The sequence below is a fragment of the Pseudarthrobacter siccitolerans genome (genome assembly GCF_001046895.1).
GTDB classification, from domain to species: Bacteria; Actinomycetota; Actinomycetes; order Actinomycetales; family Micrococcaceae; genus Arthrobacter; species Arthrobacter siccitolerans.
This window is the reverse complement of the sequence record NZ_CAQI01000044.1, coordinates 1-24,426: the sequence shown is the minus strand read 5'-3', so window position 1 is coordinate 24,426 and position 24,426 is coordinate 1. Positions and strand designations below refer to the sequence as shown.

25 protein-coding genes are annotated in these 24,426 nt (G+C 64.7%); 12 read left to right on the top strand and 13 right to left on the bottom strand.

What is annotated here, in order from left to right; genetic code table 11:
• Positions 1-31: 31 nt before the first annotated feature.
• Together ARTSIC4J27_RS10905 and ARTSIC4J27_RS10900 are read left to right on the top strand one after the other, a co-directional pair.
• Positions 32-1,135 carry a chitinase gene (locus ARTSIC4J27_RS10905; protein ID WP_235436643.1) on the top strand — a complete coding sequence of 368 codons (1,104 nt, stop codon included), beginning with the start codon at positions 32-34 and terminating at the stop codon, positions 1,133-1,135.
• On the top strand, positions 1,135-1,728 hold the full coding sequence (locus ARTSIC4J27_RS10900) for a hypothetical protein (RefSeq protein WP_050055231.1): 594 nt from the start codon (positions 1,135-1,137) through the stop codon (positions 1,726-1,728). Before ARTSIC4J27_RS10905 ends, ARTSIC4J27_RS10900 begins: the two co-directional genes overlap by 1 nt.
• A 9-nt stretch (positions 1,729-1,737) precedes the next feature.
• On the opposite strand, the gene ARTSIC4J27_RS10895 is transcribed toward ARTSIC4J27_RS10900, so the two are convergent.
• Both ARTSIC4J27_RS10895 and ARTSIC4J27_RS10890 read right to left on the bottom strand, forming a co-directional pair.
• Positions 1,738-2,208 carry a VOC family protein gene (locus ARTSIC4J27_RS10895; RefSeq protein WP_050055230.1) on the bottom strand — a complete coding sequence of 157 codons (471 nt, stop codon included), beginning with the start codon at positions 2,206-2,208 and terminating at the stop codon, positions 1,738-1,740.
• 56 nt (positions 2,209-2,264) lie between these two features.
• On the bottom strand, positions 2,265-2,660 hold the full coding sequence (locus ARTSIC4J27_RS10890; protein ID WP_050055229.1) for a VOC family protein: 396 nt from the start codon (positions 2,658-2,660) through the stop codon (positions 2,265-2,267).
• A 128-nt stretch (positions 2,661-2,788) separates the two neighbouring features.
• On the opposite strand from ARTSIC4J27_RS10890, the gene ARTSIC4J27_RS10885 reads away from it, so the two are divergent.
• Both ARTSIC4J27_RS10885 and ARTSIC4J27_RS10880 read left to right on the top strand, forming a co-directional pair.
• Positions 2,789-3,190, top strand: coding sequence for a DUF3054 domain-containing protein (locus tag ARTSIC4J27_RS10885; protein ID WP_050055228.1), 402 nt, complete (start codon positions 2,789-2,791; stop codon positions 3,188-3,190).
• 109 nt (positions 3,191-3,299) lie between these two features.
• The gene (locus ARTSIC4J27_RS10880) at positions 3,300-3,578 is read left to right on the top strand and encodes an Lrp/AsnC family transcriptional regulator (RefSeq protein ID WP_050055227.1); all 279 of its coding nucleotides are present in this window, start codon (positions 3,300-3,302) and stop codon (positions 3,576-3,578) included.
• A gap of 13 nt (positions 3,579-3,591) precedes the next feature.
• Here ARTSIC4J27_RS10880 and trpD read toward each other — a convergent pair whose 3' ends face one another.
• Complete coding sequence (trpD, locus tag ARTSIC4J27_RS10875) at positions 3,592-4,650, bottom strand: anthranilate phosphoribosyltransferase (RefSeq protein ID WP_050055226.1); 1,059 nt, start codon at positions 4,648-4,650, stop codon at positions 3,592-3,594.
• A gap of 148 nt (positions 4,651-4,798) precedes the next feature.
• On the opposite strand from trpD, the gene ctaE reads away from it, so the two are divergent.
• From ctaE to qcrB, 4 genes are all read left to right on the top strand, one after another.
• Positions 4,799-5,437: an aa3-type cytochrome oxidase subunit III gene (gene ctaE, locus ARTSIC4J27_RS10870; protein ID WP_200900807.1), complete on the top strand. Its 639-nt coding sequence runs from the start codon at positions 4,799-4,801 to the stop codon at positions 5,435-5,437.
• An 86-nt stretch (positions 5,438-5,523) separates the two neighbouring features.
• Complete coding sequence (gene qcrC, locus ARTSIC4J27_RS10865; protein WP_050055224.1) at positions 5,524-6,312, top strand: cytochrome bc1 complex diheme cytochrome c subunit; 789 nt, start codon at positions 5,524-5,526, stop codon at positions 6,310-6,312.
• 101 nt (positions 6,313-6,413) lie between these two features.
• Positions 6,414-7,487 carry a cytochrome bc1 complex Rieske iron-sulfur subunit gene (gene qcrA / locus ARTSIC4J27_RS10860; RefSeq protein ID WP_050055223.1) on the top strand — a complete coding sequence of 358 codons (1,074 nt, stop codon included), beginning with the start codon at positions 6,414-6,416 and terminating at the stop codon, positions 7,485-7,487.
• Positions 7,465-9,135, top strand: a complete 1,671-nt coding sequence (gene qcrB, locus ARTSIC4J27_RS10855) for a cytochrome bc1 complex cytochrome b subunit (RefSeq protein WP_050055222.1) — start codon at positions 7,465-7,467, stop codon at positions 9,133-9,135. The genes qcrA and qcrB overlap by 23 nt, the downstream gene beginning before the upstream one ends.
• 126 nt (positions 9,136-9,261) lie before the next feature.
• Here qcrB and ARTSIC4J27_RS10850 read toward each other — a convergent pair whose 3' ends face one another.
• On the bottom strand, positions 9,262-10,032 hold the full coding sequence (locus tag ARTSIC4J27_RS10850) for a GntR family transcriptional regulator (protein WP_050055221.1): 771 nt from the start codon (positions 10,030-10,032) through the stop codon (positions 9,262-9,264).
• A 165-nt stretch (positions 10,033-10,197) separates the two neighbouring features.
• Between ARTSIC4J27_RS10850 and ARTSIC4J27_RS10845 the strand changes: the two genes are divergently transcribed.
• Complete coding sequence (locus tag ARTSIC4J27_RS10845) at positions 10,198-10,491, top strand: HPr family phosphocarrier protein (RefSeq protein ID WP_050055220.1); 294 nt, start codon at positions 10,198-10,200, stop codon at positions 10,489-10,491.
• Between the two features lie 127 nt (positions 10,492-10,618).
• Here the strand turns inward: ARTSIC4J27_RS10845 and ARTSIC4J27_RS10840 are convergent, their stop codons facing one another.
• The 5 genes from ARTSIC4J27_RS10840 to ARTSIC4J27_RS10820 form a co-directional block, all read right to left on the bottom strand.
• On the bottom strand, positions 10,619-11,020 hold the full coding sequence (locus ARTSIC4J27_RS10840) for a cytochrome c oxidase subunit 4 (RefSeq protein WP_050055219.1): 402 nt from the start codon (positions 11,018-11,020) through the stop codon (positions 10,619-10,621).
• Positions 11,017-12,744, bottom strand: a complete 1,728-nt coding sequence (ctaD, locus tag ARTSIC4J27_RS10835; protein WP_050055218.1) for an aa3-type cytochrome oxidase subunit I — start codon at positions 12,742-12,744, stop codon at positions 11,017-11,019. The genes ARTSIC4J27_RS10840 and ctaD overlap by 4 nt, the downstream gene beginning before the upstream one ends.
• A gap of 10 nt (positions 12,745-12,754) precedes the next feature.
• Complete coding sequence (gene ctaC / locus ARTSIC4J27_RS10830; protein ID WP_050055217.1) at positions 12,755-13,627, bottom strand: aa3-type cytochrome oxidase subunit II; 873 nt, start codon at positions 13,625-13,627, stop codon at positions 12,755-12,757.
• Between the two features lie 186 nt (positions 13,628-13,813).
• The gene (locus ARTSIC4J27_RS10825; protein ID WP_050055216.1) at positions 13,814-14,203 is read right to left on the bottom strand and encodes a HesB/IscA family protein; all 390 of its coding nucleotides are present in this window, start codon (positions 14,201-14,203) and stop codon (positions 13,814-13,816) included.
• Between the two features lie 175 nt (positions 14,204-14,378).
• Positions 14,379-15,821, bottom strand: a complete 1,443-nt coding sequence (locus tag ARTSIC4J27_RS10820) for a dipeptidase (protein ID WP_050055579.1) — start codon at positions 15,819-15,821, stop codon at positions 14,379-14,381.
• Positions 15,822-15,913: 92 nt separating this feature from the next.
• On the opposite strand from ARTSIC4J27_RS10820, the gene ARTSIC4J27_RS10815 reads away from it, so the two are divergent.
• On the top strand, positions 15,914-16,516 hold the full coding sequence (locus ARTSIC4J27_RS10815) for a DUF3043 domain-containing protein (protein ID WP_050055215.1): 603 nt from the start codon (positions 15,914-15,916) through the stop codon (positions 16,514-16,516).
• 87 nt (positions 16,517-16,603) lie between these two features.
• On the opposite strand, the gene ARTSIC4J27_RS10810 is transcribed toward ARTSIC4J27_RS10815, so the two are convergent.
• Positions 16,604-17,689 carry a quinone-dependent dihydroorotate dehydrogenase gene (locus tag ARTSIC4J27_RS10810; protein WP_050055214.1) on the bottom strand — a complete coding sequence of 362 codons (1,086 nt, stop codon included), beginning with the start codon at positions 17,687-17,689 and terminating at the stop codon, positions 16,604-16,606.
• Positions 17,690-17,799: 110 nt separating this feature from the next.
• On the opposite strand from ARTSIC4J27_RS10810, the gene ARTSIC4J27_RS10805 reads away from it, so the two are divergent.
• Positions 17,800-18,765: an alpha/beta hydrolase gene (locus ARTSIC4J27_RS10805; RefSeq protein ID WP_050055213.1), complete on the top strand. Its 966-nt coding sequence runs from the start codon at positions 17,800-17,802 to the stop codon at positions 18,763-18,765.
• A 36-nt stretch (positions 18,766-18,801) separates the two neighbouring features.
• On the opposite strand, the gene ARTSIC4J27_RS10800 is transcribed toward ARTSIC4J27_RS10805, so the two are convergent.
• The 3 genes from ARTSIC4J27_RS10800 to leuA form a co-directional block, all read right to left on the bottom strand.
• Positions 18,802-19,638, bottom strand: coding sequence for an isoprenyl transferase (locus ARTSIC4J27_RS10800; RefSeq protein WP_050055212.1), 837 nt, complete (start codon positions 19,636-19,638; stop codon positions 18,802-18,804).
• Positions 19,639-19,640: 2 nt separating this feature from the next.
• A complete protein-coding gene (gene recO / locus ARTSIC4J27_RS10795; protein WP_050055211.1) occupies positions 19,641-20,393 on the bottom strand; it encodes a DNA repair protein RecO in 753 nt (250 codons plus the stop codon).
• Positions 20,394-20,506: 113 nt separating this feature from the next.
• The gene (gene leuA / locus ARTSIC4J27_RS10790; RefSeq protein WP_050055210.1) at positions 20,507-22,246 is read right to left on the bottom strand and encodes a 2-isopropylmalate synthase; all 1,740 of its coding nucleotides are present in this window, start codon (positions 22,244-22,246) and stop codon (positions 20,507-20,509) included.
• 253 nt (positions 22,247-22,499) lie between these two features.
• Here leuA and ARTSIC4J27_RS10785 point away from each other — a divergent pair.
• Positions 22,500-24,426 (top strand): M13 family metallopeptidase (locus ARTSIC4J27_RS10785; protein WP_050055209.1); only part of this gene is annotated, 1,927 nt, incomplete at its 3' end.

Sequence of the window (24,426 nt, the reverse complement as noted above, 5' to 3'; positions counted from 1 at the left end):
CTTTGGACGACCGACGAGGGGGCATCGGCATATGGCCGGATCGAGATGGAAGAGCATCATCGTGGTCATTCTTGCGGCCATTTTGCCGCTCACTGCCTGTGGCGCCGATGCCGGGAAAACGGATGTTCCGGAGGGGAAAGTGAAAGACTCCGATACCAGTGCGCAGTGGTTCGGCGGCTACCTCGACGTGACCCTTGTCCCGCGCCTCGCGCTCGAGGATGTGACCGTGGACGCACAGTCCACGGCGATACTTTCCTTCATCACGTCCCACCCGGAGCGTCCCTGCGAGCCGTCATGGGGCGGTTCCTACGATCTCGACCAGGCCAGCAGCAAGCTGGACCTGGAGTCCCAGGTGGAGTCCTTCCGCAGCGCGGGCAACGATGTGGCCGTTGCCTTCGGCGGGCAGCGGGGCATGGAACTGGCTCTTGCTTGCACTGACGGCGATACGCTGAGGAACGCCTATGCGGCCGTCATTGACAGGTACGGGCTGGACACGGTGGACTTTGACGTCGAGGGGGCGGGGGCGGCAGACGCCTCCGCGGCCGGACGGCGTGCGGCGGCCATCGCGGAAATCCAGGCCGGGCGGCCGGCGGACCGGCCCCTGAAAGTGTGGCTGACGCTCCCCGTCTCGGCGGCAGGACTGACAGCCGCAGCCGAAGTTTCCGTGGAAACGATGCTCAAGGCCGGCGTCGAACTGGCCGGCATCAACATCATGACCATGAACTTCGGACCGCTCCACGAAGGCCAAACGATGCTGACCGCATCGATCGGCGCGGCCGAGGGAACACACCTGACGCTCAAAGGGCTGTTCCAGCGGCACGGCAAGCCACTGGATGATGCGGCCCTTTGGCAAAAGATCGGGCTGACACCCATGATCGGCCGCAACGACGTGCCGGACCAGGTGTTCAGCCCGGACGACGCCGAAGGCCTTAGCGCCTTCGCTGCGGACCGCGGCATACTGCGGATGTCCATGTGGTCGCTCAACCGCGACAAGGCGTGCCACGCCGACGACCCGGCGCAGTCGGCCAATGCTGCCTCCGGCATCTGCAGCGGACTGGACCAGGAACCGGGCATGTTCGCCAGGGTGCTGGGCCGGCCCTTTGCCGGCACCCCTTCGCCGGAGCCCGGCGCATAATGCCGAGGAAAGCCGTACTGGCCGGAGCGCTGCTGTCCGCCGTCGTTGCAGCGACCGCCTGCGGAACCACTCCCCTGCTGGCGGCAGACGAAATTGTTGCGCCGAATGTCTTCGTTACCGCCTACTCCTGGCACGACAACACCCCGCCGGGATCGCCCACCATAAGCCACCCCGTACTGCACAGCACGGCCGGCGGCACCGGAACCTATGACGATCCGGTGACTGTCGCCGTCGGGCATTCCCGGGAGACCGGGACGTCCGTCCTGGACATCCCGGCCGGAACGCGCATTTACCTGCCCGCTGTACGGCGCTACTTTATGGTCGAAGACACCTGCGGGGATGGCCCGACCCCTCAAGACGGCCCGTGCCATTCCAGCGCAGAGGCGTACGGTAATGCGTCGTTGTGGATCGACCTGTGGATCGGCGGCGCAGAAGAATCTGCGCTTTTCGTCCACCGTTGCGCCGCAGACATCACCGGGGTGAAAGCCGCCGTACTCAACCCGGGCAGGAATTATGCCGTTGCCTCCGGAGCAGGGGTCCTCCACGACGGATTATGCGACACCGGCTACGGCGATACGTTGGTGTCCCGGTAAAGGCCTGCGTCAGCCGTCATAGGCCTTCTGCAACTCCGCGATGTCCAGCTTGCGCATCCCCAGCATCGCCTGCATCGCCCGCTGGGAACCCAAGGGATCGGGCCCGGCAAGCAGCGAGCCGAGCACTGACGGAACGACCTGCCATGACACACCGAAGCGGTCTTTGAGCCAGCCGCACTGGCTTTCGCTGCCGCCCTCGGTCAAAGCCGCCCAGTAGCGGTCCACCGCAGCCTGGTCCTCGCAGTCGACGACAAACGAAACCGCTTCGGTGAAAAGGGCCCCGCGCGCACCATTGAGCGCAGTGAAGGCGCGGCCTTCCAGCTCGAACTCGACGGCGACCGCCTGCGCCTCGGGGCCGGGTGCACCTTCGAAACGTGAGACGTTCAGGATCCTGGAGTCGTCGAAGACCGAAGTGTAGAACTCCGCGGCCTGTTCCGCCTCGTTCTCGAACCACAGGCATGTTCCAATAGTGCGTGGCATGGGGTTGCTCCTTTCCGGCTTGAGCCTAATCCCGGGATCCGAACGGCACAACGGCGTCAGGCGCCGGGTGTCATTGGCGGCGGCAGCGCGGGCAGCTGGCTGACAAGCCCTACCGTGTTGCCCTCGCTGTCCTTGATGAAGGCCATCCATTCGTCCGTTCCTTGGGGCCCCAACAGTGCGTCGGAGTGGCTGAAGATGACATGCGGTTCCGCCACCACCTCGACTCCCCTGCCTTGGAGCTGTTCCGCCAACTCCCTCACATCGGGCACCTCGAGGTAGAGGAGTGCGCGCGGGGCTCCGCGCTCGAGCAACAGCCGGATGCCGTCAAGGTCGAAAAACAGCAGCCCGGGAGGGTCAAACACGGCGGTGGGCCCAACGCCGAGCAACCACGAGTAGAACTCCGCCGCGCGCTGGAGATCCTCGGCGTGCTGAGCAACCTGGATGACTCGCATGGCCCCGCCTTCCCGACGCTGTTGAGCTATTCATCCTGCTCACTCGAAGGTGCCGGGGCAAGGTGTGGGGAGTGTTGCGGCGCTGCAACGGCACCGGCCACAGGCCGCGGGTTGCTAGGCTCGAAAGCATGTCCTCTCCACTTCGCCGGCCCGTGCACGCCTTTTCCCGGAGACACATCGCAGCCGCAGCCATCACGGACGTGGTCCTGATCCTGGTGTTTGCTGCAGTAGGGCGGGATGCCCACCAACGGGGGGATGTAGTGGCCGGCGTGTTCCTGACAGCCTGGCCATTCCTGGCCGGCGCGGCCCTCGGCTGGTTGGCCGCCAGGGCGTGGCGGAACCCGTTCTCTGTTCGCCGGACTGGCCTGGCTGTCTGGTTCGGCGCCCTGGCCGGGGGCATGGTGCTCCGGCTCCTGACGAACCAGACAGTGGTGTTGCCGTTCATCATCGTTGCCCTGCTGAGCCTGGGACTGCTGCTGGTGGGCTGGCGCCTGGTGCTGGCAGGAACCCGGCGGCTCCGCAGGACCTGACACAGGCCAAGCGCGGCCCCGCCGGCTCAAGGCCCGGATGTAATAGGCTGGCAGCACCCAGAAGCTTGCCGGGCCCTGCTACGGCGCAACAGATCCGGAAGGATTCAACGTGATCACCGCATTCGTTCTGATCAAAACCGACGCCGCCCGCATCCCGGAAACCGCCGAGGAGATCTCCGCGATCGAGGGCATCAGCGAGGTCTACTCAGTGACGGGCGAATGGGACCTGATCGCGGTGGCACGTGTCCGGCGCCATGAGGACCTCGCCGATGTCATCGCCGACCGGCTCTCCAAGGTGCCTGCGGTGGTCCACACCACGACGCACATAGCGTTCCGCGCCTATTCCCAGCATGATCTGGACGCGGCGTTCGCCCTCGGCTTCGAATAGCAGTCCGGGTCCGTCAGGGACGGGTCAGCGACACCCATTTTTCCAGGACGGCGGCAGCCGCGCCGGACCCGATGGACTCGGCGGCCCGGGCGTAGGCACTCCGCATCCGCTCGAGCAGCGGACCGTCGGCGCTGGTGTCAAAAGCCACCAGGCCGGCAGCCGCGTTGAGGAGCACGGCATCCCGGGCGGCGCCTTCCTTGCCCGCGAGGACTTCGCGGACTACGGCCGCGTTCGCCTGGGCATCGCCGCCGCGGAGCTGTTCCACGGTGGCAAGCCTGATGCCGAGGTCCTCCGGGGAGAACGACTGTTCCACCACGGTGCCGTCGCGGATCTCCCACACGGTGGAGGGACCGGTGGTGGTGAGCTCATCCAGTCCGTCATGGCCACGGAAGACCAGCCCCCTGCTCCCCCGCTGGGCCAGGACACCCGCCACCAAAGGCGCCATCCGGGCGTTGGCGACGCCGACTGCCGAAGCCTGCACCCGTGCAGGGTTGGTCAGCGGACCCAGGAAGTTGAAGGCGGTGGGTATGGCCAGTTCCTTCCGCGGAACTGCGGTGTGGCGGAATGACGGGTGGAACACCTGCGCGAAGCAGAATGTGATTCCGGCTTCTTCGGCATTGCGGGCCACCTGGTCGATGGACAGGTCCAGCCGGACACCGAGGGCCTCCAGCACGTCGGCTGAACCGGACGACGACGACGCCGCGCGGTTGCCGTGCTTGACCACCCTGGCGCCGGCTCCGGCCGCAACCAGCGCCGCCATGGTGGAAATATTCACGGTGTTAAGTTGGTCACCACCGGTACCAACGATGTCCAGCTTTTCTCCGGAGATTGAGACCGGATTGGCGTGCGCAAGCATGGCATCCACAAGGCCGGACAACTCTTCGACGGTTTCGCCCTTGGCACTGAGGGCAACCAGGAATCCGGCGATCTGGGCCGGTGTCGCTTCCCCGGACATGATGGTGTCCATGGCCCACGCGGTGCTGTCCGCCGTCAGGTCATTGCCTTTGATCAGTGCCGAAATCAGCCGGGGCCAGGTGTTGCCCGCCGGCGCTGCAGATGCCTGTGAAGTCACCTGCTGATGCTACCGAGGGAAAGCCGGGACTGACCAATATGAACGGCCAGGGAAACTTTTCCGGCCGATTTCGCGTCTTTGTAGAAAAAGTCCCCCGAAAAGCCGGTTTGCGTTGGGCAGCACGGAGTTTTACAGACATAATGTCTATGTGACATCTGCGACCCATGCCCCCAGTACCCCGGCGCACCCCACGCTGAACCGCCCCAATATGGTTTCCGTTGGAACCGTAGTGTGGCTCTCCAGCGAGTTGATGTTCTTCGCCGGTCTCTTTGCCATGTACTTCACGCTCCGCTCCACCAGCGGCGAGATGTGGGCCGAAGAGACAGCCAAGCTCAACTTCCCCTTTGCGCTCGCCAACACGATCGTCCTCGTGGCCAGTTCCTTCACTTGCCAGATGGGCGTCTTCGCCGCCGAGCGGCTGCAGCCGCGCAAAACAGGCGGGGCCTTCCAGTTCTCCCGCTGGGGAATGAACGAATGGTTCACCCTCACGTTCCTGATGGGTGCGTTCTTCGTCGCCGGCCAGGCCACTGAATACGCGATGCTGGTTTCCGAGCACGTCTCGCTCTCTTCGAACGCCTACGGTTCGGCCTTCTACATGACCACCGGCTTCCACGGCCTCCATGTGATCGGTGGACTGGTTGCCTTCCTCCTGATCATGGGCCGCTCCTTTGCCGCGAAGAAGTTCGGGCACTTCGAGGCAACGTCCGCGATCGTCACCTCGTACTACTGGCACTTTGTGGATGTCGTCTGGATCGGCCTCTTCCTGGTCATCTACGTCCTCAAGTAGCCAGCTTTGATTCTTTTTCTACAAGAGGCAGAATTTCAGGTAGCGGCTCCCGGAGCCCGCCCAGGATCGAATAAAGGAACCACCACGTGAAGGCACTCTCGCAAAAGCGGCGACACCCACTGGCAGCCATTGCCCTCCTACTGATGGGACTCCTCATCACTGGCGGGCTGTACGCCGTGGCCACCACCGTCAACGAGGCCAAGGCTTCCACCACCACGTACAGCACAAGTGACGTCGAGGAAGGCGGAAAGCTCTTCGCCGCCAACTGCGCCACCTGCCACGGCATGGGTGCCAGCGGTTCCCAGGATGGTCCGTCCCTCGTGGGCGTCGGCGCCGCCGCTGTTGACTTCCAGGTTGGAACCGGCCGCATGCCCATGCAGATGAACGGCCCCCAGGCGCTGAAGAAGCCTGTGCAGTTCAACGACGAACAGACCCACCAGCTTTCAGCCTACGTCGCCTCCCTGGGCGCCGGCCCGGCACTTCCTGAAGAAGAGCTGCTGGACGAAAAGGGCAACGCAGCCGAGGGCGGGGAACTCTTCCGCACCAACTGCGCCATGTGCCACAACGCTGCCGCAGCCGGCGGTGCGCTCACGCGGGGCAAGTTCGCCCCCGCCCTGGCAGATGTCTCCGGCAAGCACATCTACGAGGCAATGGTCACCGGACCGCAGAACATGCCGGTCTTCAGCGACTCGAACATCACGCCTGAAGGAAAGCGCGACATCATCACCTTCCTCAAGCAGATCGAAACCTCCGGTTCCCCCGGCGGCGCCGACCTCGGATCGCTCGGCCCTGTAGCTGAAGGCCTGTTCGTCTGGGTCGCAGGCCTCGGCGTCATCATCGCCTTCACCATCTGGCTGACTTCCCGCACGTCGTAGGGCTTGGCGCGGAACACCAAAAACTTCTGCTGGCGAGTCAGCAGCTTGATATTAGAAACTAACCCGGCATCCGCCGGGACGAGAGAAGGATGAGGCGAATTATGGGCAACCATAGTGACGGCAGTCCGAACCACTCGGGCACCGTAGCTACGGCTGGTCAGAATGAGGTGGAGAAGTTCCAGGACCCTGGAATTCCTCCGCACCGTTTGCGCCTGGCTGACACGGACCCGAAGGCCGCAAAGCGGGCAGAACGGCAGGTCGCCTTACTATTTGGCATTTCTGTTGTTGGCACCCTGATCTTCCTGGTGGCCTATTTTGCCATCGACCTGGGGGCCGGTGAATCAACGATCGAAACCATCCGGCTCCAGAACATGCTGCTGGGTCTCGGCACCGCGTTTGCGATGCTGGGCATCGGAACCGGCATCGTGCACTGGGCCAAGGCCCTGATGCCGGACCACGAGGTTTCGGAAGAGCGCCACGCGATCCGTTACGAGGAGGACCGCCAGGCGGCCGTCCGGATCGTTGACGACATCGTCGAAGAGACGGGCATCAAGCGCCGCCCGCTGATCCGCAACACCCTCCTCGGTGCCGTTGCGTTGGCTCCGCTGCCCGCAGTTGCCATTTTCGGTGACCTCGGTCCGCGTCCCGACAACAAGCTCGCCCACACCATGTGGGCCCCCACGGACGGGAAGCTCAAGCGCCTCGCCCGGGACCCTGACGGAACGCCGATCAAGGCTTCCGACGTCACCATCGGCTCAGCCTTCCACGTCATTCCGGAAGGCCTGAACGAGCTCCATGAGGGCAAGCTCAATGAAAAGGCCAAGGCCGTTGTGCTGCTCATGCGCCTGGATCCCGCTTCGCTGAACCCTTCCGAGGGCCGCGAGGATTGGGGTTACAACGGCATCGTTGCCTACTCAAAGATCTGCACCCACGTCGGTTGCCCCGTTGCTCTGTACGAGCAGCAGACGCACCACCTGCTGTGCCCGTGCCACCAGTCAACCTTTGACCTCACTCAGGAGTGCAAGGTGATCTTCGGCCCCGCCAGCCGGCCTCTCCCCCAGCTGCCCATCGCAGTTGACGACGAAGGCTACCTGGTCGCCACCAGCGACTTCAAAGAACCTGTAGGACCAAGTTACTGGGAGCGTGATATGCATGAGCGCAGCATCAACAGCTGAGCCCGCTTTCGTCGCCAAAACCAAGACAGGCCGGTTCACCGACTTCGTCGATTCGCGTGTTGGCGGTTCCGGAATCCTCCGCGAATTCGGCCGCAAGGTCTTCCCCGACCACTGGTCCTTTATGTTCGGTGAAGTGGCACTGTACTCCTTTGTCATCCTTCTGCTGTCCGGCACCTTCCTGACGTTCTTCTTTGATCCGTCCATGGCGGAGACGCACTACGACGGCTCATACGTTCCGCTTAAGGGCGTTGAAATGTCCGTGGCGTACAACTCCTCACTCGACATCTCCTTCGACGTCCGCGGCGGCCTGTTCATGCGCCAGGTCCACCACTGGGCAGCACTGCTGTTCGTCGCTTCCATTGCCGTGCACATGCTGCGCGTCTTCTTCACCGGCGCCTTCCGCCGGCCGCGTGAAATGAACTGGGTGGTGGGCAGCGTGCTGCTCATCCTGGCCATGGCTGCCGGCTTCACCGGATACTCCCTTCCCGATGACCTGCTGTCCGGAAACGGCCTGCGCATCATCGACGGCGTGATCAAGTCCATCCCGATTGTTGGCACGTACATCTCGTTCTTCCTCTTCGGTGGAGAATTCCCGGGCACTGCCATCATCGGCCGCCTGTACATGCTGCACATCCTGCTGGTTCCGGCACTGATCCTGCTGATGATCGTCCTCCACCTCTTTATGGTGGTCGTCCACAAGCACACCCAGTACCCCGGCCCGGGACGCAACGACAACAACGTTGTCGGCTACCCGCTCGGTCCTGTCTACGCAGCCAAGGCCGGTGGATTCTTCTTCATCGTCTTCGGTGTCCTGGCCCTGATGGCCGGGTTCTTCACGATCAACCCGATCTGGAACTACGGTCCCTACGACCCCTCCCCGGTATCCGCCGGTACCCAGCCCGACTGGTACATCGGATTCGTTGACGGCGCACTTCGCCTGATGCCCGGCACCTTGGGTGACTGGCAGGTAGAGCAGAACTGGTTCGGCTTCATATTCAGCTTCAATGTCCTGCTGCCCGCGCTTGTGCCCGCCGGCATTCTGTTCACGGTGATGTTTATGTACCCGTGGATCGAGCGGTGGATCACCAAGGACGACCGCGAGCACCACGTACTGGACCGTCCGCGCAATGCCCCGACCCGCACCGCGATCGGCATGGCAGGTTTCGTCTGGTACTGCGTGATGTGGGCAGCTGCAGGTTCCGACCTCATCGCCACGCACTTCGCTGTCTCCCTGAACGACGTCACCTACTGGCTGCGCACCCTGTTCATCATCGGCCCATTCATTGCGTTCATCGTCACCAAGCGCGTCGCCCTTGCACTGCAGCGTAAGGACCGCGAGATTGCCCTCCATGGCCGCGAGACCGGGCGTATCGTCCGCCTCCCGCACGGCGAGTTCATCGAGGTGCACGCACCGCTGGACGAGTACAAGCGCTACAAGCTGGTGGGCTTCGAATCACCTGAGGTCCTCCCCGCCGTTCCCAACGAACACGGTGTGGTAACCCGCAAGGAGAAGCGCCGTGCGCTCCTCTCCCGCTGGTTCTTCGAGGACCGTGTCGCCCCGGCAACTCCCGCGGAGCTGGAAGCCGCCCACGGCCATGGCCACGCGGCTGTCGAAGCACCCGAGGAAGCCAAGAGCCTGAGCCACTAGGCCCAGTCGAGCTCCACAACAAGAAGACCCGGTCCGCACGGACCGGGTCTTCTTGTCTTCTGTTGCACCACCCACCACGAGCCAGTGAAGGGGTCCGGCGCATCCGCTGTCGCCAGGCGGTTGGAGTCAGTGGCTCCGGGACCGGCGTGCGCCCGGGCGCTGCAGCGGCACCCACAGCTTGTACCGGTCAGCCCGGTAGTAAGACACGGAATAATCCACCATGGTCCGGGCGACGAAAGCGTGGCGCTGGATCTTCAGCAAAGGTGCGCCCACTTCGACATTGAGCAAACGGGCCGTGGAGGGTGAGGCGGCAGTGGCTTCAATCATGTCCTCCCCCCACTCCATCACCAGGCCGTACTGTTCGCTGAGGACGTTGTACAGCGAGGTGGGCGGCTCCCCGTCCAGCAGGCCCGGAACCCGGTGGGCCGGGATAAAGTTCTCGTCGACGCTCATGGGCTCACCGTCCGCCAGCAGAAGTCGCCGGAACCGGACCAGCGGCGTGCCCTCGTCCAGCTGGAGCTCACGGGCAAGGAACGCACTCGCCCCGATCTGTTCAAAGCTGAGGACTTTGGCGGCCGGAACCATGCCGCGGCGCTGCATCTCCTCGCTGTACGAGGTCAGCTTGACCTGCAGGTCAAGTTTGGGCCTGCGGACGAAGGTGCCAAGCCCCACCACCCGCTCAATGACTTCTTCGCCCACCAGGGCATCGATCGCCTGCCGGACCGTCATTCTGGCCAGCCCAAAGCGCTCGGCCAGGTCGCGTTCGGAGGGCAGGGCTGAGCCGGGCCTGCACGACTCAACGATGTAGGTCCGGAGGATTTCGCGCAGCTGGACGTAGATGGCTGTCCCGCTGGTCCGGTCAATTTCACCGGCAATGGCTGCCGCGCTACCGGCCATGGGGCACCACATTTTGCTTGAAGATCACCTGGCCATTTTAGGTCAGGTCTAGACCACCGCGTGCCACAGTGCCGCAGCATTTCGTTGAGCAGGATGGAGTGCCGTTATATTGGACAGGAAATTCTCGTAGCAGACGGATGGGGCCGTCTTAAATAAGGAGTCCCGTTGCCAACTCAGAAGGCCGTGGTCACAGCCTCGATCGGACTGCACGCACGTCCGGCCGCCGTATTCGTCCGGGCAGTTACTGAAACCGGGCTTCCCGTGACCATTACCAAGGCGGGCATCATGGACGTTGATGCCCGGTCGCTGCTCCACGTGATGATGGCCGACTTCCACCACGGCTGCGAAGTGGAACTGGGCATTCCGGATTCGGTCCTGGACGGCCCGCAGAGCCGCGAAAAGGCGCAGGAAGCCCTCCAATCCCTCGGCAGGTTGCTGGAGTCGCAGGGAGCCGTGTAGGACCCCTGCTGCTGCCCCTTCACCGCCGGCCCCCGGCGCTCCCGGCAGTCACCGCAACCAACAAAACAACGACGGCGGGCCTCACCTTTCCAGGTGAGGCCCGCCGTCGTTGATTACTGCGTGATGCTTAGTGGGCGTGGTCGCCGCGGCTGTACTCGTAAACCCAGCCGATGAGGGCTACGAGGGCCAGGCCCGCTGCGATGAAAACGATCCACCAGCCCACTGCCAGGCCGAGGAAACCGGTGGCGCAGGCGATGCCGAGCACCAGGGGCCACCAGGACCAGGGGCTGAAGTGCCCCTGCTCGCCGGCGCCCTCGTGGATCTCGGCGTCGCTGCGGTCCTCCGGGCGCATGCCAACGCGCTTGCCGGTGAAGCCCAGGTAACCGCCGATCATGCCGGCGAGGCCGCCGACCAGGAGGATCCCCAGGATACCGACCCACTCACCCCAGTTGGTGAGGAACCCGTAGACCAGCGAAACCGGTACGAAGAAGAAGACTCCGGAACCAAAGATCCATGATTCGATTTTCACTGTGCTGTGTCCTTCTGGTCGGCGTTACCGAGTACCTGGGCTGCAGGAGCCGGGGACTCGGCGGTGTGGACCTGTCGAAGCTCGGGGTGGTGCAGGTCGAGGGCGGGACGCTCGGAGCGGATCCGGGGCAGCGAGGTGAAGTTGTGCCGCGGCGGCGGGCAGGACGTGGCCCACTCAAGCGAGGCACCGAAGCCCCAAGGATCGTCCACCTGTACCTTTTCGGCACTGCGCCAGGTGATGTAGACGTTCCAGAAGAACGGGATCAGCGAGGCGCCCAGGACGAACGAGGCCACCGTGGAGAACTGGTTCATCCAGGTGAAGTTGTCCTCCACCAGGTAGTCCGCGTAGCGGCGGGGCATACCCTCGACACCCAGCCAGTGCTGGATCAGGAAGGTGCCGTGGAAGCCGAGGAACAGGAGCCAGAAGTGGATCTTGCCCAGGCGCTCGTTGAGCATCTTGCCGGTCCACTTGGGCCACCAGAAGTAGAACCCTGCGAACATCGCGAACACCACGGTGCCGAACACCACGTAGTGGAAGTGTGCCACCACGAAGTAGGAGTCGGAGACGTGGAAGTCCAGCGGCGGGGAGGCCAGGATGATGCCGGTGAGGCCGCCGAAGAGGAAGGTGATCAGGAAGCCGATGCTCCAGAGCATCGGGGTTTCGAAGGTCAGCGATCCGCGCCACATGGTGCCGATCCAGTTGAAGAACTTCACGCCCGTGGGTACCGCGATCAGCATGGTCATAAATGCGAAGAACGGCAGCAGCACGGCGCCGGTGACGTACATGTGGTGCGCCCACACGGTCACGGACAGCGCGGCGATGGCGATCGTGGCGTAGACCAGGCCTTTGTAGCCGAAGATCGGCTTGCGGCTGAAGACCGGGAAGATCTCCGAGACGATGCCGAAGAACGGCAGCGCGATGATGTACACCTCGGGGTGGCCGAAGAACCAGAACAAGTGCTGCCAGAGGACGGCACCGCCGTTCTCTGGATCGAAGATGTGGGCACCGAAGCGGCGGTCAGCACCGAGTGCGAACAGCGCGGCGGCCAGCGGCGGGAAGGCCATGAGCACCAGGATGGCGGTGACCAGGGTGTTCCAGGTGAAGATCGGCATCCGCCACATAGTCATACCAGGGGCGCGCATGCAGATGATGGTGGTGATGAAGTTGACCGCACCCAGGATGGTGCCGAAACCGGACAGTGCCAGGCCGAACACCCACAGGTCGCCACCGATGCCGGGGCTGAAGGTGGTGTTGGACAGCGGCGCGTAGGCGAACCAGCCGAAGGAGGCGGCGCCCTGCGGGGTGATGAAGCCGGACACCGCGATGGTGGAGCCGAAGAGGAAGAACCAGAAGGCCAGGGCGTTCAGCCGCGGGAACGCGACGTCGGGTGCACCGATCTGGAGCGGCATGATCACGTTCGCGAAGCCTGCAAAAAGCGGGGTGGCGAACATCAGCAGCATCACGGTGCCGTGCATGGTGAACAGCTGGTTGTACTGCTCCTTGGTCTGCAGGATCTGCATGCCAGGCTCGAACAGTTCGGCGCGGATCAGCAGCGCCATAACGCCACCGAGGCAGAAGAACACAAACGACGCGATCAGGTACATGTACCCGATGGTTTTGTGGTCGGTGGAGGTGATCCAGTTGACGACGATGCGTCCCTTGGATTTGGGAACCACGGGAGCTGTGAGGACTCCGGTGGGTGCGGATTGAGTGTACGTAGCCACGTCGCTCCCCTTACTTAATTTCGTTCAGGTTCGGGTTGCGGTCGTATTCCACACCGAGGAGGCCCGTGTTGCCGGCTGCCTTGAGCTCTTCCATGTGCGCCTGGAATTCAGCTTCGGACACCACCTTGACGCGGAACAGCATCTCGGAGTGGTACTCGCCGCAGAGTTCGGCGCACTTGCCGTCGTAGGTGCCCTCTTTAGTGGGGGTAAACCGGATGTAGTTGGTCTTGCCGGGGATCATGTCGCGCTTCTGCAGGAAGGCGGGAACCCAGAAGGAGTGGATCACGTCGCGTGAGTTGAGCTCGAGGTCAACGGACTTGTTGACGGGCAGGTACAGCGTGGGGAGCTGTTCCTTGTCGATCGTGTTGCCGGTGAGGTGCGCCTGGACGCCGGCCTCGTGGACGTCTTCTTCGATGACGTCGCCGGACTTGTAGTTGAAGTCCCAGGCCCACTGCTTGCCGCGGACATCAACAACGACGTCGGCAGGCTGCGACCGGTCATCAATGGCCTGCTGGTCGCGGTCGGTGAAGTAGAAGAACACCAGGACCATAAACAGCGGGATAGTCAGGTAGAAGACTTCCAGCGGAAGATTGAAGCTGGTCTGCCGCGGGAACCCCACGGTGCCCTTGCGGCGCCGGTAGGCAACGAGGCACCAGACGATCAAGCCCCAGGTAATGATGCCCACTGCAAGGGCGGCAATCCATGAGTTGACCCAGAGGTCCATGATGCGGTCGCTGTTGCTGGTGGTGCCACGTTCTGTGGGCAGCCACCCCTTCTCTACCTCTGGCGAACATCCGGTCAAAACCAACGCGCCGGCAATTGCCAAGCCTGTGATCGTGGTGATCGTTTTGCGTCGGCTGCCGGTTCGGTTCTGCGAACTCACAGACGGCCCTTCCTACTTGTTGCTGTTGTCCGGGCAGCCATCGGCGCCGCGGGCACACTAAAAGTTTTACTACTCGGTGTAGAGCTTACCGCTCCCCCGGGCGTTTCGCCCACATGTCGGCGCCGTGGCTCCCGCAGTGTTGATTGCGGGAGGCCACGGCGCCGGCACCAGGCGAAACAACCGGTCTTAGTGGAAGGAATCTCCACAGGCGCAGGAGCCACCGGCGTTCGGGTTGTCGATGGTGAAGCCCTGCTTCGAGATGGTGTCCTCGAAGTCAATGCTGGCGCCGCTGAGGTACGGGACGCTCATCTTGTCCACTACTACTTCAACGCCGTCGTAGTCGCGGACGGCATCTCCGTCGAGGAGGCGCTCGTCGAAGTAGAGCTGGTAGATCAGCCCTGAGCAGCCGCCGGGCTGCACGGCGACGCGGAGGCGGAGGTCCGTGCGGCCTTCCTGCTCAAGGAGGCTGCGGACCTTGCCTGCGGCGACGTCGGTCAGGTTGACCTCGTGGACGGGCAGCTCATCAGTGGCAGCGCTGGTGGTCTCGGTGCTGTTCTCATTGGTTGCGGTGCTCATTTGGCCTACCTTCTTAGGACGGTCTGGCGGCCCCGCGCTAACGGTGGCCTGCCCCTACGGATACGGTATGGGCTATAGCTACATGCTACGCGGGGCGCACGTGTAGCTCTAACTCCTGACGTAACCATGCACGGGCCGCTCTTGTTCCCGCGGACCCGGCAGGGACCGCCGGTTCCTAGAGCCCGCCGCTGTTCAGGCGTGACAGCAGCAGCGCTTCGGCGAGGATGGCTTTCCGGAAATCGCCAAGGTGCAGCGACTCGTTGGCGCTGTGGGCGCGTGAGTCCGGGTCCTCCACGCCCGTCACCAGGATCTGGACGTCGGGGTAGAGCTCCGTAAGGTCGGCGATGAAGGGGATGGAACCGCCGATTCCCGTCTCCACTGCCGGCACGCCCCACGCCTCCCCCAGGGCCCACATCGCCAGGCCTGCAGCGGCTGAGGAGGTGTCCGTCTGGAACGGGTTGCCGCTCTCGCCCGGCGTAAAGGTGACCTTCGCGCCGAATGGAGCGTTGGACTCCACGTGGCTGCGGACCGCCTCCATGGCTTCCTCGGGCGACTGCCCGGGTGCCAGCCGCAGGCTGAACTTGGCGCGCGCCCTGGGCAGCAGCGTATTGGAGGCCACATCGACGCCCGGCGCGTCGAATCCGATGATGGACAGCGCGGGCTTGGTCCAGAGGCGTGAAGCGATGCTGCCCGTGCCGGCGAGGCGGACGCCGTCCAGCACTGAAGCGTCGGCCCGGTAGTCGGCCTCGGGGAAGTCCACCGAGGTGGTATCGGTGGCAACCAGTCCAGGGATGGCGACGTTGCCGTCGTCGTCATGAAGGGTGGCAATCAGGCGCGCCAGCAGCGTGGGGGCATCCAGCACCGGGCCGCCGAACATTCCCGAGTGCACGGCGTGCTCCAGGACCTGGACTTCGATGGTTCCGTCCACCAGCCCCCGAAGGCTTGTTGTCAGGGCCGGTACGCCGACCTTCCAGTTGCTGGAATCCGCGACGACGATGACGTCGGCGCGGAGCGCTTCCCGGTGTGCCTCCAGGAAAGGCCTGAAAGTGGGAGAGCCCGCCTCCTCTTCACCCTCGATGAAGAAGGTCACGCCCAGGCCGAGCTCCGCACCAAGGACCTCGGAGACGGCGGCATAAGCGGCGATGTGGGCCATGATGCCGGCTTTGTCGTCCGCGGCGCCACGGCCGTACAGCCGGCCGTCCTTCTCGACGGCGGCGAAGGGTTCTGTGTCCCACAGTGCTTCGTCGCCTGCGGGCTGGACGTCATGATGCGCGTAGAGCAGGATGGTCGGCTGGCCCTCCTCGGCGGGACGGCGCGCGACGACGGCGGGGCCGCCGGGAGTGCCGTCCGGTTTGTCACAGCCGAGGATTTGGACGTCGTCGAGGCCGGAAGCGCGCAGCAGCGCCGCCACAGCTTCCGCGCTGAGTTCCAGGGGCGACCTGTCAAAGCTGGGCCAGGCGATACCGGGAATCGCCACGAGTTCCTTGAGCCGGGCAAGGGTCTGGTCACAGGTGCGGTCTATGGCGGCGCGGAGGTCTTCCGTGGCCGGGGCCGGGCCAGAGCCGGCAGGTTGGGCTCCGTCAATACTGTCCGGGGTTGCCGGTGAGGGTGAAGTCATGGAAAAAACATTACCCTCGTCACATTCGGCCATACTGCAGGCCTGCCGGGCGGGCAGGAAACCCGGGCCCTCCCGCAAGGTATTCTGTTGAGGTGTTCGGACGTAAAAAGGAAGCGCCCTCGGCGCAGGAATTAATTGACCAGCAGGCTGCGGATGCTGCGGCGCGGCAGGGCGGCATAGCCGGCAAGGGCGCCCCCACCCCAACGCGCAAAGCCCAGGAGGCGGCCCGCAGGCGCCCGCTGGTGCCCGAGGACCGCAAAGCCTCAAAGGCCGCCGAGCGCCAGGCCATCCAGGACCAGCGCCTCAAGATGCGCCAGGCCCTGGACACGGGCGACGAAAAGTTCCTCCCGCTGCGGGACAAGGGGCCGCAGAAGCGGTTCGCCCGCGACTATGTGGATGCGCGGTTCAGTTTGGGCGAATACCTCATGTTCGGTGCCCTGGTCTTTGTCCTGGTGTCACTGGTGGTACCGGCGTCCAGCGACATGATGATTTATGTGCTGGGCGGTTTCTGGGTGATGTTCCTCGCCGTCTTCCTGGACGTCTTTATCCTCTCCCGCAAGCTCCGCAAGCGGCTGGCCGAAAAGTTCGGCGAGGTGGAACGCGGTACCGTCTGGTACGGCTCCATGCGCTCACTGCAGTTCCGCAAGCTCCGCCTGCCCAAGCCCCAGGTCAAGCGCGGGCAGTACCCGGCCTGACCCCTGCGGCGGAACGGGCGCCCACAGAACAAAAAACAACCCCGGCGGGATGACCCGCCGGGGTTGCCTGTTTAAGGGGTTGCCCGCTTACGCGCCCCGACGCTGGACGCCGCGGTTCTTCGCCAGCTGCCGGTTGATGCGGGCGGCCCAGAACGGTCCTTCGTAGAGGAAGGCCGTGTAGCCCTGCACGAGGGTGGCGCCGGCGTCGAGCCTGTCCTGGACGTCCCGGGCATTCTCGACGCCGCCCACTGCCACGAGTGTCAGGGAATCCCCAGTGACCTTTTTAAGCCGCCGCAGTACGTCGAGTGAGCGCTGTTTCAGCGGTGCTCCGGACAAGCCGCCGGCACCGCACTTTTCCACCTGCTCCGCGGGGGAAGCCAGCCCGGAGCGGGCAATGGTGGTGTTGGTGGCGATAATGCCGTCCAGCTTCAGGTCCAGCGCAAGCCGGGCGACGTCGTCGATATCCTCATCGCTCAGGTCGGGGGCGATCTTCACCAGCAGGGGAACGTGGCGGCCGGCCGCACGGTCCGCTTCTTCTCCCACCGCGGTGAGCAGCGGCCGGAGGCTCTCCACATCCTGCAGGAGCCGCAGTCCGGGCGTGTTGGGCGAAGAGACGTTGACCACCAGGTAGTCCGCGGCGGGCGCCAGGCTGCGCGCGCTGACCAGGTAGTCCTCCACGGCGTCGGCGAGTTCCACCACCTTGGTCTTCCCGATGTTGACGCCGATGACGGGGCGCACCGAGGGGTGCCTGCGCTGAAGTGCGGCACGCGCAGCCTTCAGCCGCGGCGCCACGGCGGTGGCGCCGTCGTTATTGAAGCCCATCCGGTTGATCACGGCACGGTCCTCGACCAGGCGGAACAGGCGCGGCTTTTCGTTGCCCGGCTGGGCCTGGCCGGTGATGGTTCCCACCTCGACATGGCCGAAGCCGAGCTCAGTGAGCGCTTCGATGCCATGGCCTTCCTTATCGAAGCCGGCGGCCAGCCCGAAGGGGGACGGAAAGGTGATGCCAAACGCCGTCGTCTGCAGCGACGGTGCAGGCGCTGTCAGTTTTGCCAGGACTTTCCCCGCTCCCGAGCGGTGCGCGAGCCTGATGCCCCTGAATCCGATCTTGTGGGCGCGCTCGGCGTCCATCCATGAAAAGGCCAGCCTGAAGAATGTGGGATAAACGCGCATGCCTCCTAGTTTTCCGTCTTGGCGGCGCCACACCAAAACGGGACTGGCGCAAGACGGGAGTCAGCCGGCACGGAACAGGCCCGGGGCGGCAGGCGGTTTAGCATAAGGCCATGGAATGGCAGCGGGACATCCTGGGCGACGGGTTCGAATCCCTTGCCTTCTCCGCCGCGGGGCAGGATGGTGTGGAACGGACCGCCACCCTGGTCCGGTTCCGGCCCGTTCAGCAGGAAGCAGGCCCGGAGCCCCGCAGGGCAGTGCTTTTCCTGCACGGCTGGAGCGACTACTTCTTCAACGTTGACCTGGCCCGTTTCTGGTCCTCCGCCGGCTACGCCTTCTACGCACTGGATATGCACAACCACGGCCGGAGCCTGCGTCCCGGTTCACCCGGCGGCTACGTGTCCGACCTCGCCGATTATGACGCTGAAATTGAGGCGGCGTTCCGGATCATCAGCCAGGACGGCGCCGCCATGCCCCTGACACTGATGGGGCATTCAACGGGAGGGCTGGTTGCGGCACTGTGGGCAAGCGTGCACCCCGGGGACGTTTCGCAGCTCATCCTCAACAGCCCGTGGCTGGAGATGCACGGGAGTGCCATGGTGCGGCGCGCGGCATTGGGCATGGTGGGGCCGGTGGCCCGTATCCGGCCCGAGGCCGTGCTGCGGCTGCCGCCGCGCGGCTTCTACTGGCGCACCATCAGCAGCTCAGCCGACGGCGAATGGGCGCTGGATGACCAGTACCGCCCGCCCATGGCATTTCCCGTAAGGGCAGGCTGGCTCAGCGCCGTCCTTGCCGGCCATACGAAAGTGGCGCGCGGCCTCAACATCGAGGTTCCCGTCCTGGTGCTGTTGTCCCGCGGCAGCGCCAACGGACTCTTCTGGTCAGAGGAGATGCGCAGGACCGATGCGGTGCTTGACGTTAATGTCATTGCCGCACGGGCCCTCACCCTGGGCCGCACGGTGACCGTTGAAAGGATCGACGGCGCCCTCCACGACGTGTTCCTCTCCCCCGCCGCCGTACGCGCCGACGCCTACGCGAGGCTGGCGCGCTGGCTGCGGGCGTATGGCGCCCCCGCGTAACACGGGCAGCGAGGATCCGCTTCCGGTGCGGCAGGCCTAGCCGGCGTTCTCTCCTGCCGGGCCGGCTGCGTCAACCGCGCCACCATAGCGGCGGTCCCGGCGGGCGTACTCTTCCACCGCAGCCCACAGGGTCCGCCGGTCGACGTCGGGCCACAGCGTGTCCATAAACACGAACTCGGCGTAAGCGGACTGCCAGAGCATGAAGTTGGACAGCCGCTGCTCCCCCGAGCTGCGCAGGAACAGGTCCACGTCCGGCAGGTCCGGCTCATCCAGGTATTTCTGGATGGTCCGCTCGGTGATGGCACCGGGCTTGAGCCTGCCCGCCGCAACGTCCGCGGCGATGGCGGAAACGGCGTCGGTAATCTCCGCGCGGCCGCCGTAATTAACACACATGGTCAACGTGCAGGTGCTGTTGCCGGCCGTGAACTGCTCCGCCTCTTCAAGTTCGCGGATCACCGAACCCCAGAGCCTCGGCCGGCGGCCGGACCAGCGGACCCGCACACCCCATTCGTCGAGCTGGTTCCGCTGCCGCCGTAGCACGTCCTTGTTAAATCCCATCAGGAAGCGCACTTCCTCCGGGGAGCGCCGCCAGTTTTCCGTGGAAAAGGCGTAAACGCTGACGTACTCAATCCCCAGCTCGATGGCCCCTGCCATCACGTCCAGGAGGGCCGGCTCACCGGCTTTATGCCCTTCGATCCGAGGCAGCCCCCTCTGGTTGGCCCAGCGTCCGTTGCCGTCCATCACAATGGCCACGTGGCGGGGAATGAACTCCGGGGGGATGGACGGCGCCACGGCGCCTGAGGGGTGCGGGTAGGGCGCAACCACCGGATGGCTGCGCTTGGGGGCTGCGTTGTTCTTTTTTCCCAGGGCCACTGTCAGCTGCGCTCCACATGTTTGAGGGACTTCAATACTCGTTCAAGGTGCCACTGGAGGTAAGCGGCCACCAGGCCCGCCGCTTCCTTGCGGTGGACGGGCAGCGAGGCGTCGGCCGTTGCCCAGTCCCCCGTCAGCAGCGCGGCCAGCAACACCACTGTTTCCGGTGCGGGCGCCGGTGACCCGGGAGGCCGGCACGCAGCACAGACCATCCCGCCCAGTGGCGCCGAAAACGCTGTGTGGGGTCCGGGGAGTCCGCAGCGGGCACAGTCCGTGAAGCTCGGCGCCCAGCCTCCGGTGGCGAGTGCCCGGAGCAGGTAGGAGTCCAGGATCAGCCCGGCGGCATGTTCGTCCCGGCTCAGCGAGGCAAGTGCTCCCACCAGCAGGTTGTACTGTGCTGTTCCCGACTCGCCGTCAACGTCCGTGAGTTTCTCGGCGGTCTCCGTCATGGCGGCGGCAACCGTGTACCGGCCATAGTCTGCGGCGATGCTTCCGCCGTAGGCGCCTTTGGCCACCGCCTGGGTGACGATGTCCAGGCTCTTGCCTGATATCAGCTGCAGGTCCGCCACCATAAAGGGTTCAAGGCGGGCGCCGAACCGGCTGCTGGTCCGCCGGACGCCCTTGGCCACGGCGCGGACCTGGCCGTGGTGTTTGGTCAGGAGGGTGATGATGCGGTCCGCCTCGCCCAGTTTGTGGGTACGGAGGACGACGGCGTCGTCCCGGTACGCCCGGGAGGCGAAAGAGTGTTGGGCCACGCCTTATCTTCCCATTCTTTGCGGGCAGGGCTTGCCCGCTGCCGGCAGGCAGGATCCGAAGCAGCCGTGCCGTTTGTGCCGCCGGGGCCTCCCCGGCGGCACAACGCCCGGCATCAGGCCTGGGCGTCCCGGATGGCGCGGTTCACTGCTGAGATCACGGCCTTGAGGGAGGACATGCTGGTGTTGGCGTCAATACCCACACCCCAGAGCACCCGTTCCCCAACAGCGCACTCCACGTAGGCGGCTGCCATCGCGTTGCCGCCCTCGGAGAGCGCGTGCTCACTGTAGTCCAGTACCCGGACGTCCACGCCATCCTCGCGCAGGATGCTCAGCAGCGCGGCGATGGGACCGTTGCCGGTGCCTGTGCGCTGAACCTGCACGCCGTCAACGGTGAGGGACGCGTGCAGCGTCATGCCGCCGTCGTCATCCGTTTCGGTCTTGACCGCGCCCAGGGAGTAACGTCCCCACTGGCCGTCGGCTTTCCCGGACGGCAGGTACTCGTCCTGGAAGACCTGCCACAACTGTGCGCCGCTGACTTCGCCGCCCACCGTGTCCGTGCGCTTCTGGATCACACCGGAGAATTCGATCTGGGCGCGCCGCGGCAGGTCCAGGCTGTGCTCGTTCTTGAGCAGGTAGGCAACGCCGCCCTTGCCGGACTGGGAGTTGACCCTGATCACGGCTTCGTAGCTGCGGCCCAGGTCCTTGGGGTCCACGGGCAGGTACGGGACCTGCCAGGTGAAGTCGGAAACGTCCTTGCCGGCGGCGGCCGCGTCCCGCTCCAGGGCCTCGAAGCCCTTCTTGATGGCGTCCTGGTGCGATCCCGAGAATGCGGTGAACACGAGGTCGCCGCCGTAAGGGGAACGCTCCGGGACGGGCAGCTGGTTGCAGTACTCCACGGTCCGGCGGACGTCGTCGATGTTGGAGAAGTCGATCATGGGGTCGATGCCCTGCACGAAGAGGTTCAGGCCCAGGGTGACCAGGTCCACGTTGCCGGTCCGTTCGCCGTTGCCGAACAGGCACCCTTCGATCCGGTCCGCGCCGGCCATGTAGCCCAGCTCAGCGGCGGCAACGCCGGTTCCCCGGTCGTTGTGCGGGTGCAGGGAGAGGATGATGCCTTCCCGCGGGTGCAGGTGGCGGCTCATCCATTCGATGGAGTCGGCGTAGACGTTGGGGGTGGCCATTTCCACGGTGGCCGGCAGGTTGATGATGACCTGGCGGTCCGCGGAGGCTTCAAAGACATCGGCAACTGCGTTGCAGACGCGCACGGCGTACTCCAGCTCGGTGCCGGTGAAGGACTCCGGGGAGTACTCGTAGGTCACGTGCGTGTCCACGAGGGTTTCCTCGTACTTCTTGCACAGCCGCGCGCCCTGCAGCGCGATGTCCAGGATTCCATCCTCGTCCTGGTTGAACACCACGCGTCGCTGCAGCACGGAGGTGGAGTTGTAGAGGTGGACGATGGCCTGCTTGGCGCCCACCAGCGACTCGTAGGTCCGTTCAATCAGGTGCTCGCGGGCCTGGGTCAGGACCTGGATGGTGACATCGTCCGGGATGTGGTTGCCTTCGATGAGCTGGCGGACAAAGTCGAAGTCTGTCTGCGAGGCGGAGGGAAAGCCCACCTCGATCTCCTTGTAGCCCATCCGGACCAGCAGGTCGAACATCTTCATCTTGCGGGCCGGGCTCATCGGATCGATCAGGGCCTGGTTGCCGTCGCGCAGGTCCACGGCGCACCAGCGCGGGGCCTTGGTGATGGTCTTGTCCGGCCAGGTGCGGTCCGGCAGCTCAACTTTGATCTGGTCCTGGAACGGCGTGTAGCGGTGGGCGGGCATTCCGGAGGGCTTCTGTGCGTTTCGCATTACTATCGGGGCCTTGTCTGTGGTTCTTCTTTGAAAGGGTGGCCGGGCAACACAAACTCCGCAGCGAGGGTGGGCCTTGCGCTAGATCGCGTCTGAGGCCTCGCCGCGGCAGCTAAGAAGAAGAAGCTCTGCACGCACCATTTGAGGGTAGCACGGGTGCGTAAGATGAAAGGGCACTACCGTCCGTTACGTCCAGCATGCAGACGCCGCCCGGTATTCCGCGGGCCGCGGCTCTTCATCAGAAGGAGCTTCCGTGCCCATTTCGGGGATCGACCTGTCCACCTTTGATAACACCGTCCGACCCCAGGATGACCTCTACCAGCACGTGAACGGGGCCTGGCTGAAGGCCACCGAGATTCCCGATGACCGGCCCCTCGAGGGCACCTTCACCGCGCTCCGCGACGGGTCGGAAATCGCCGTCCGGGACATCATCGAGGAAGCCGCAGCCAAGGGCCCGGGAGCCAGCGGCATCGAGCGGAAAGTTGGCGGGCTCTACAGCAGCTTCATGGATGAAGCCACCGTTGAAGCCAAGGGCATGGAACCGATCCGCCAGCGCCTGGCCGATGTTTTTGCCACCACTACCGTGGCGGACCTTGTTTCCCTGGCGGGCCGGCTGTTCCGGGCCGATGTTGGCGGGCTCTTCTACATCTACCCCGCACCGGACGCAGGGAACCCGGACCGGGTCCTCCTTTACACGGGACAGGGCGGGCTCGGGCTGCCAGACGAGTCCTACTACCGGGAAGAAAAGTTCGCCCCGATGGTCACCGCCTACGAGGCACACGTCCGACGGATGCTCGACCTGGCGGACATTCCGGATGCGGCCGCCGCTGCGGGCCGGGTGGTGGCGCTGGAAACAAAGCTCGCCTCGCACCACTGGGACAACGTCACGCTGCGGGACCCGCAGAAGACCTACAACCTGAAGACGGCGGACGAGGCATCCGCCATGTTCCCGCTGATCTCCACGTGGTTCGAGGCCGCCGGAATCGTTGGTGCGAAGCGGCAGGAGATCGTGGTGAGCACCCCGCCGTTCTTTGAAGGCGCCGCATCGCTCCTCGAATCCGAGCCCCTGGCCCACTGGCAGGAATGGCTTGCCATGCGGGTGGTCAGTGCCGCCGCGCCCTACCTGTCCTCGGCTTTCGTCGACGCCAACTTCGCGTTCTACGGCACCACCATCAGCGGTACGCCACGGAACAAGGACCGGTGGAAGCGCGGTGTGGCCGTCGTGGAGGGTGCCCTCGGCGAAGCCGTAGGACAGATCTATGTGGGCCGGCACTTCCCGGAAACTCACAAGGCCCGGATGCAAACGCTCGTTGCCAACCTGATCGAGGCCTACCGGCAGAGCATCACCGCCGTGGGCTGGATGGGCGAGGCCACCAAGGCGGAGGCGCTGCGGAAACTGGAGGGTTTCCGGGCGAAGATCGGCTACCCGGAGAAGTGGATCGACTACTCCGCCGTGGAGATCGACCCGGCTGATCTCCTGGGCAACGTGGAGCGGGCCCACAACGCCGACGTCGACCGGCACCTGGACGAGGTGGGCAAGCCGGTGGACCGCGATAAATGGCTGATGACTCCGCAGACCGTCAACGCCTACTACCACCCGATGATGAACGAGATTGTGTTTCCGGCGGCGATCCTGCAGCCGCCGTTCTTCACTGCCGACGCTGACGATGCCGTGAACTACGGGGGAATCGGCGCGGTCATCGGCCACGAGATCGGCCACGGCTTTGATGACCAGGGGTCCCAGTTCGACGGCGGCGGGGCCTTGCGGAACTGGTGGACCGATGAGGACCGCCAGGCTTTCGAGCAACTCACGGCGCAGCTCGTGGCCCAGTACGATGCCCTGTCCCCCTACGCCGCGCCAGGGCACACCGTGAACGGCCGGCTTACCCTTGGCGAGAACATCGGCGACCTTGCCGGCCTGGCCATTGCCTACAAGGCATACCTGATCAGCCTGGACGGCAAGGAACCCGAGGTTCTGGACGGCCTGACCGGGCAGCAGCGGTTCTTTGCCTCCTGGGCTGCCGGCTGGCGGCAGGTTATCCGGAGCGAGGAAGCGATCCGCCGGCTGGCAACGGATCCGCACTCCCCCAACGAGTTCCGGACGAACGCCATTGCCAAGAACCTCGACGCCTTCCATGAAGCCTTCGATGTTACGGAGCAGGACGGCATGTGGATGGCCC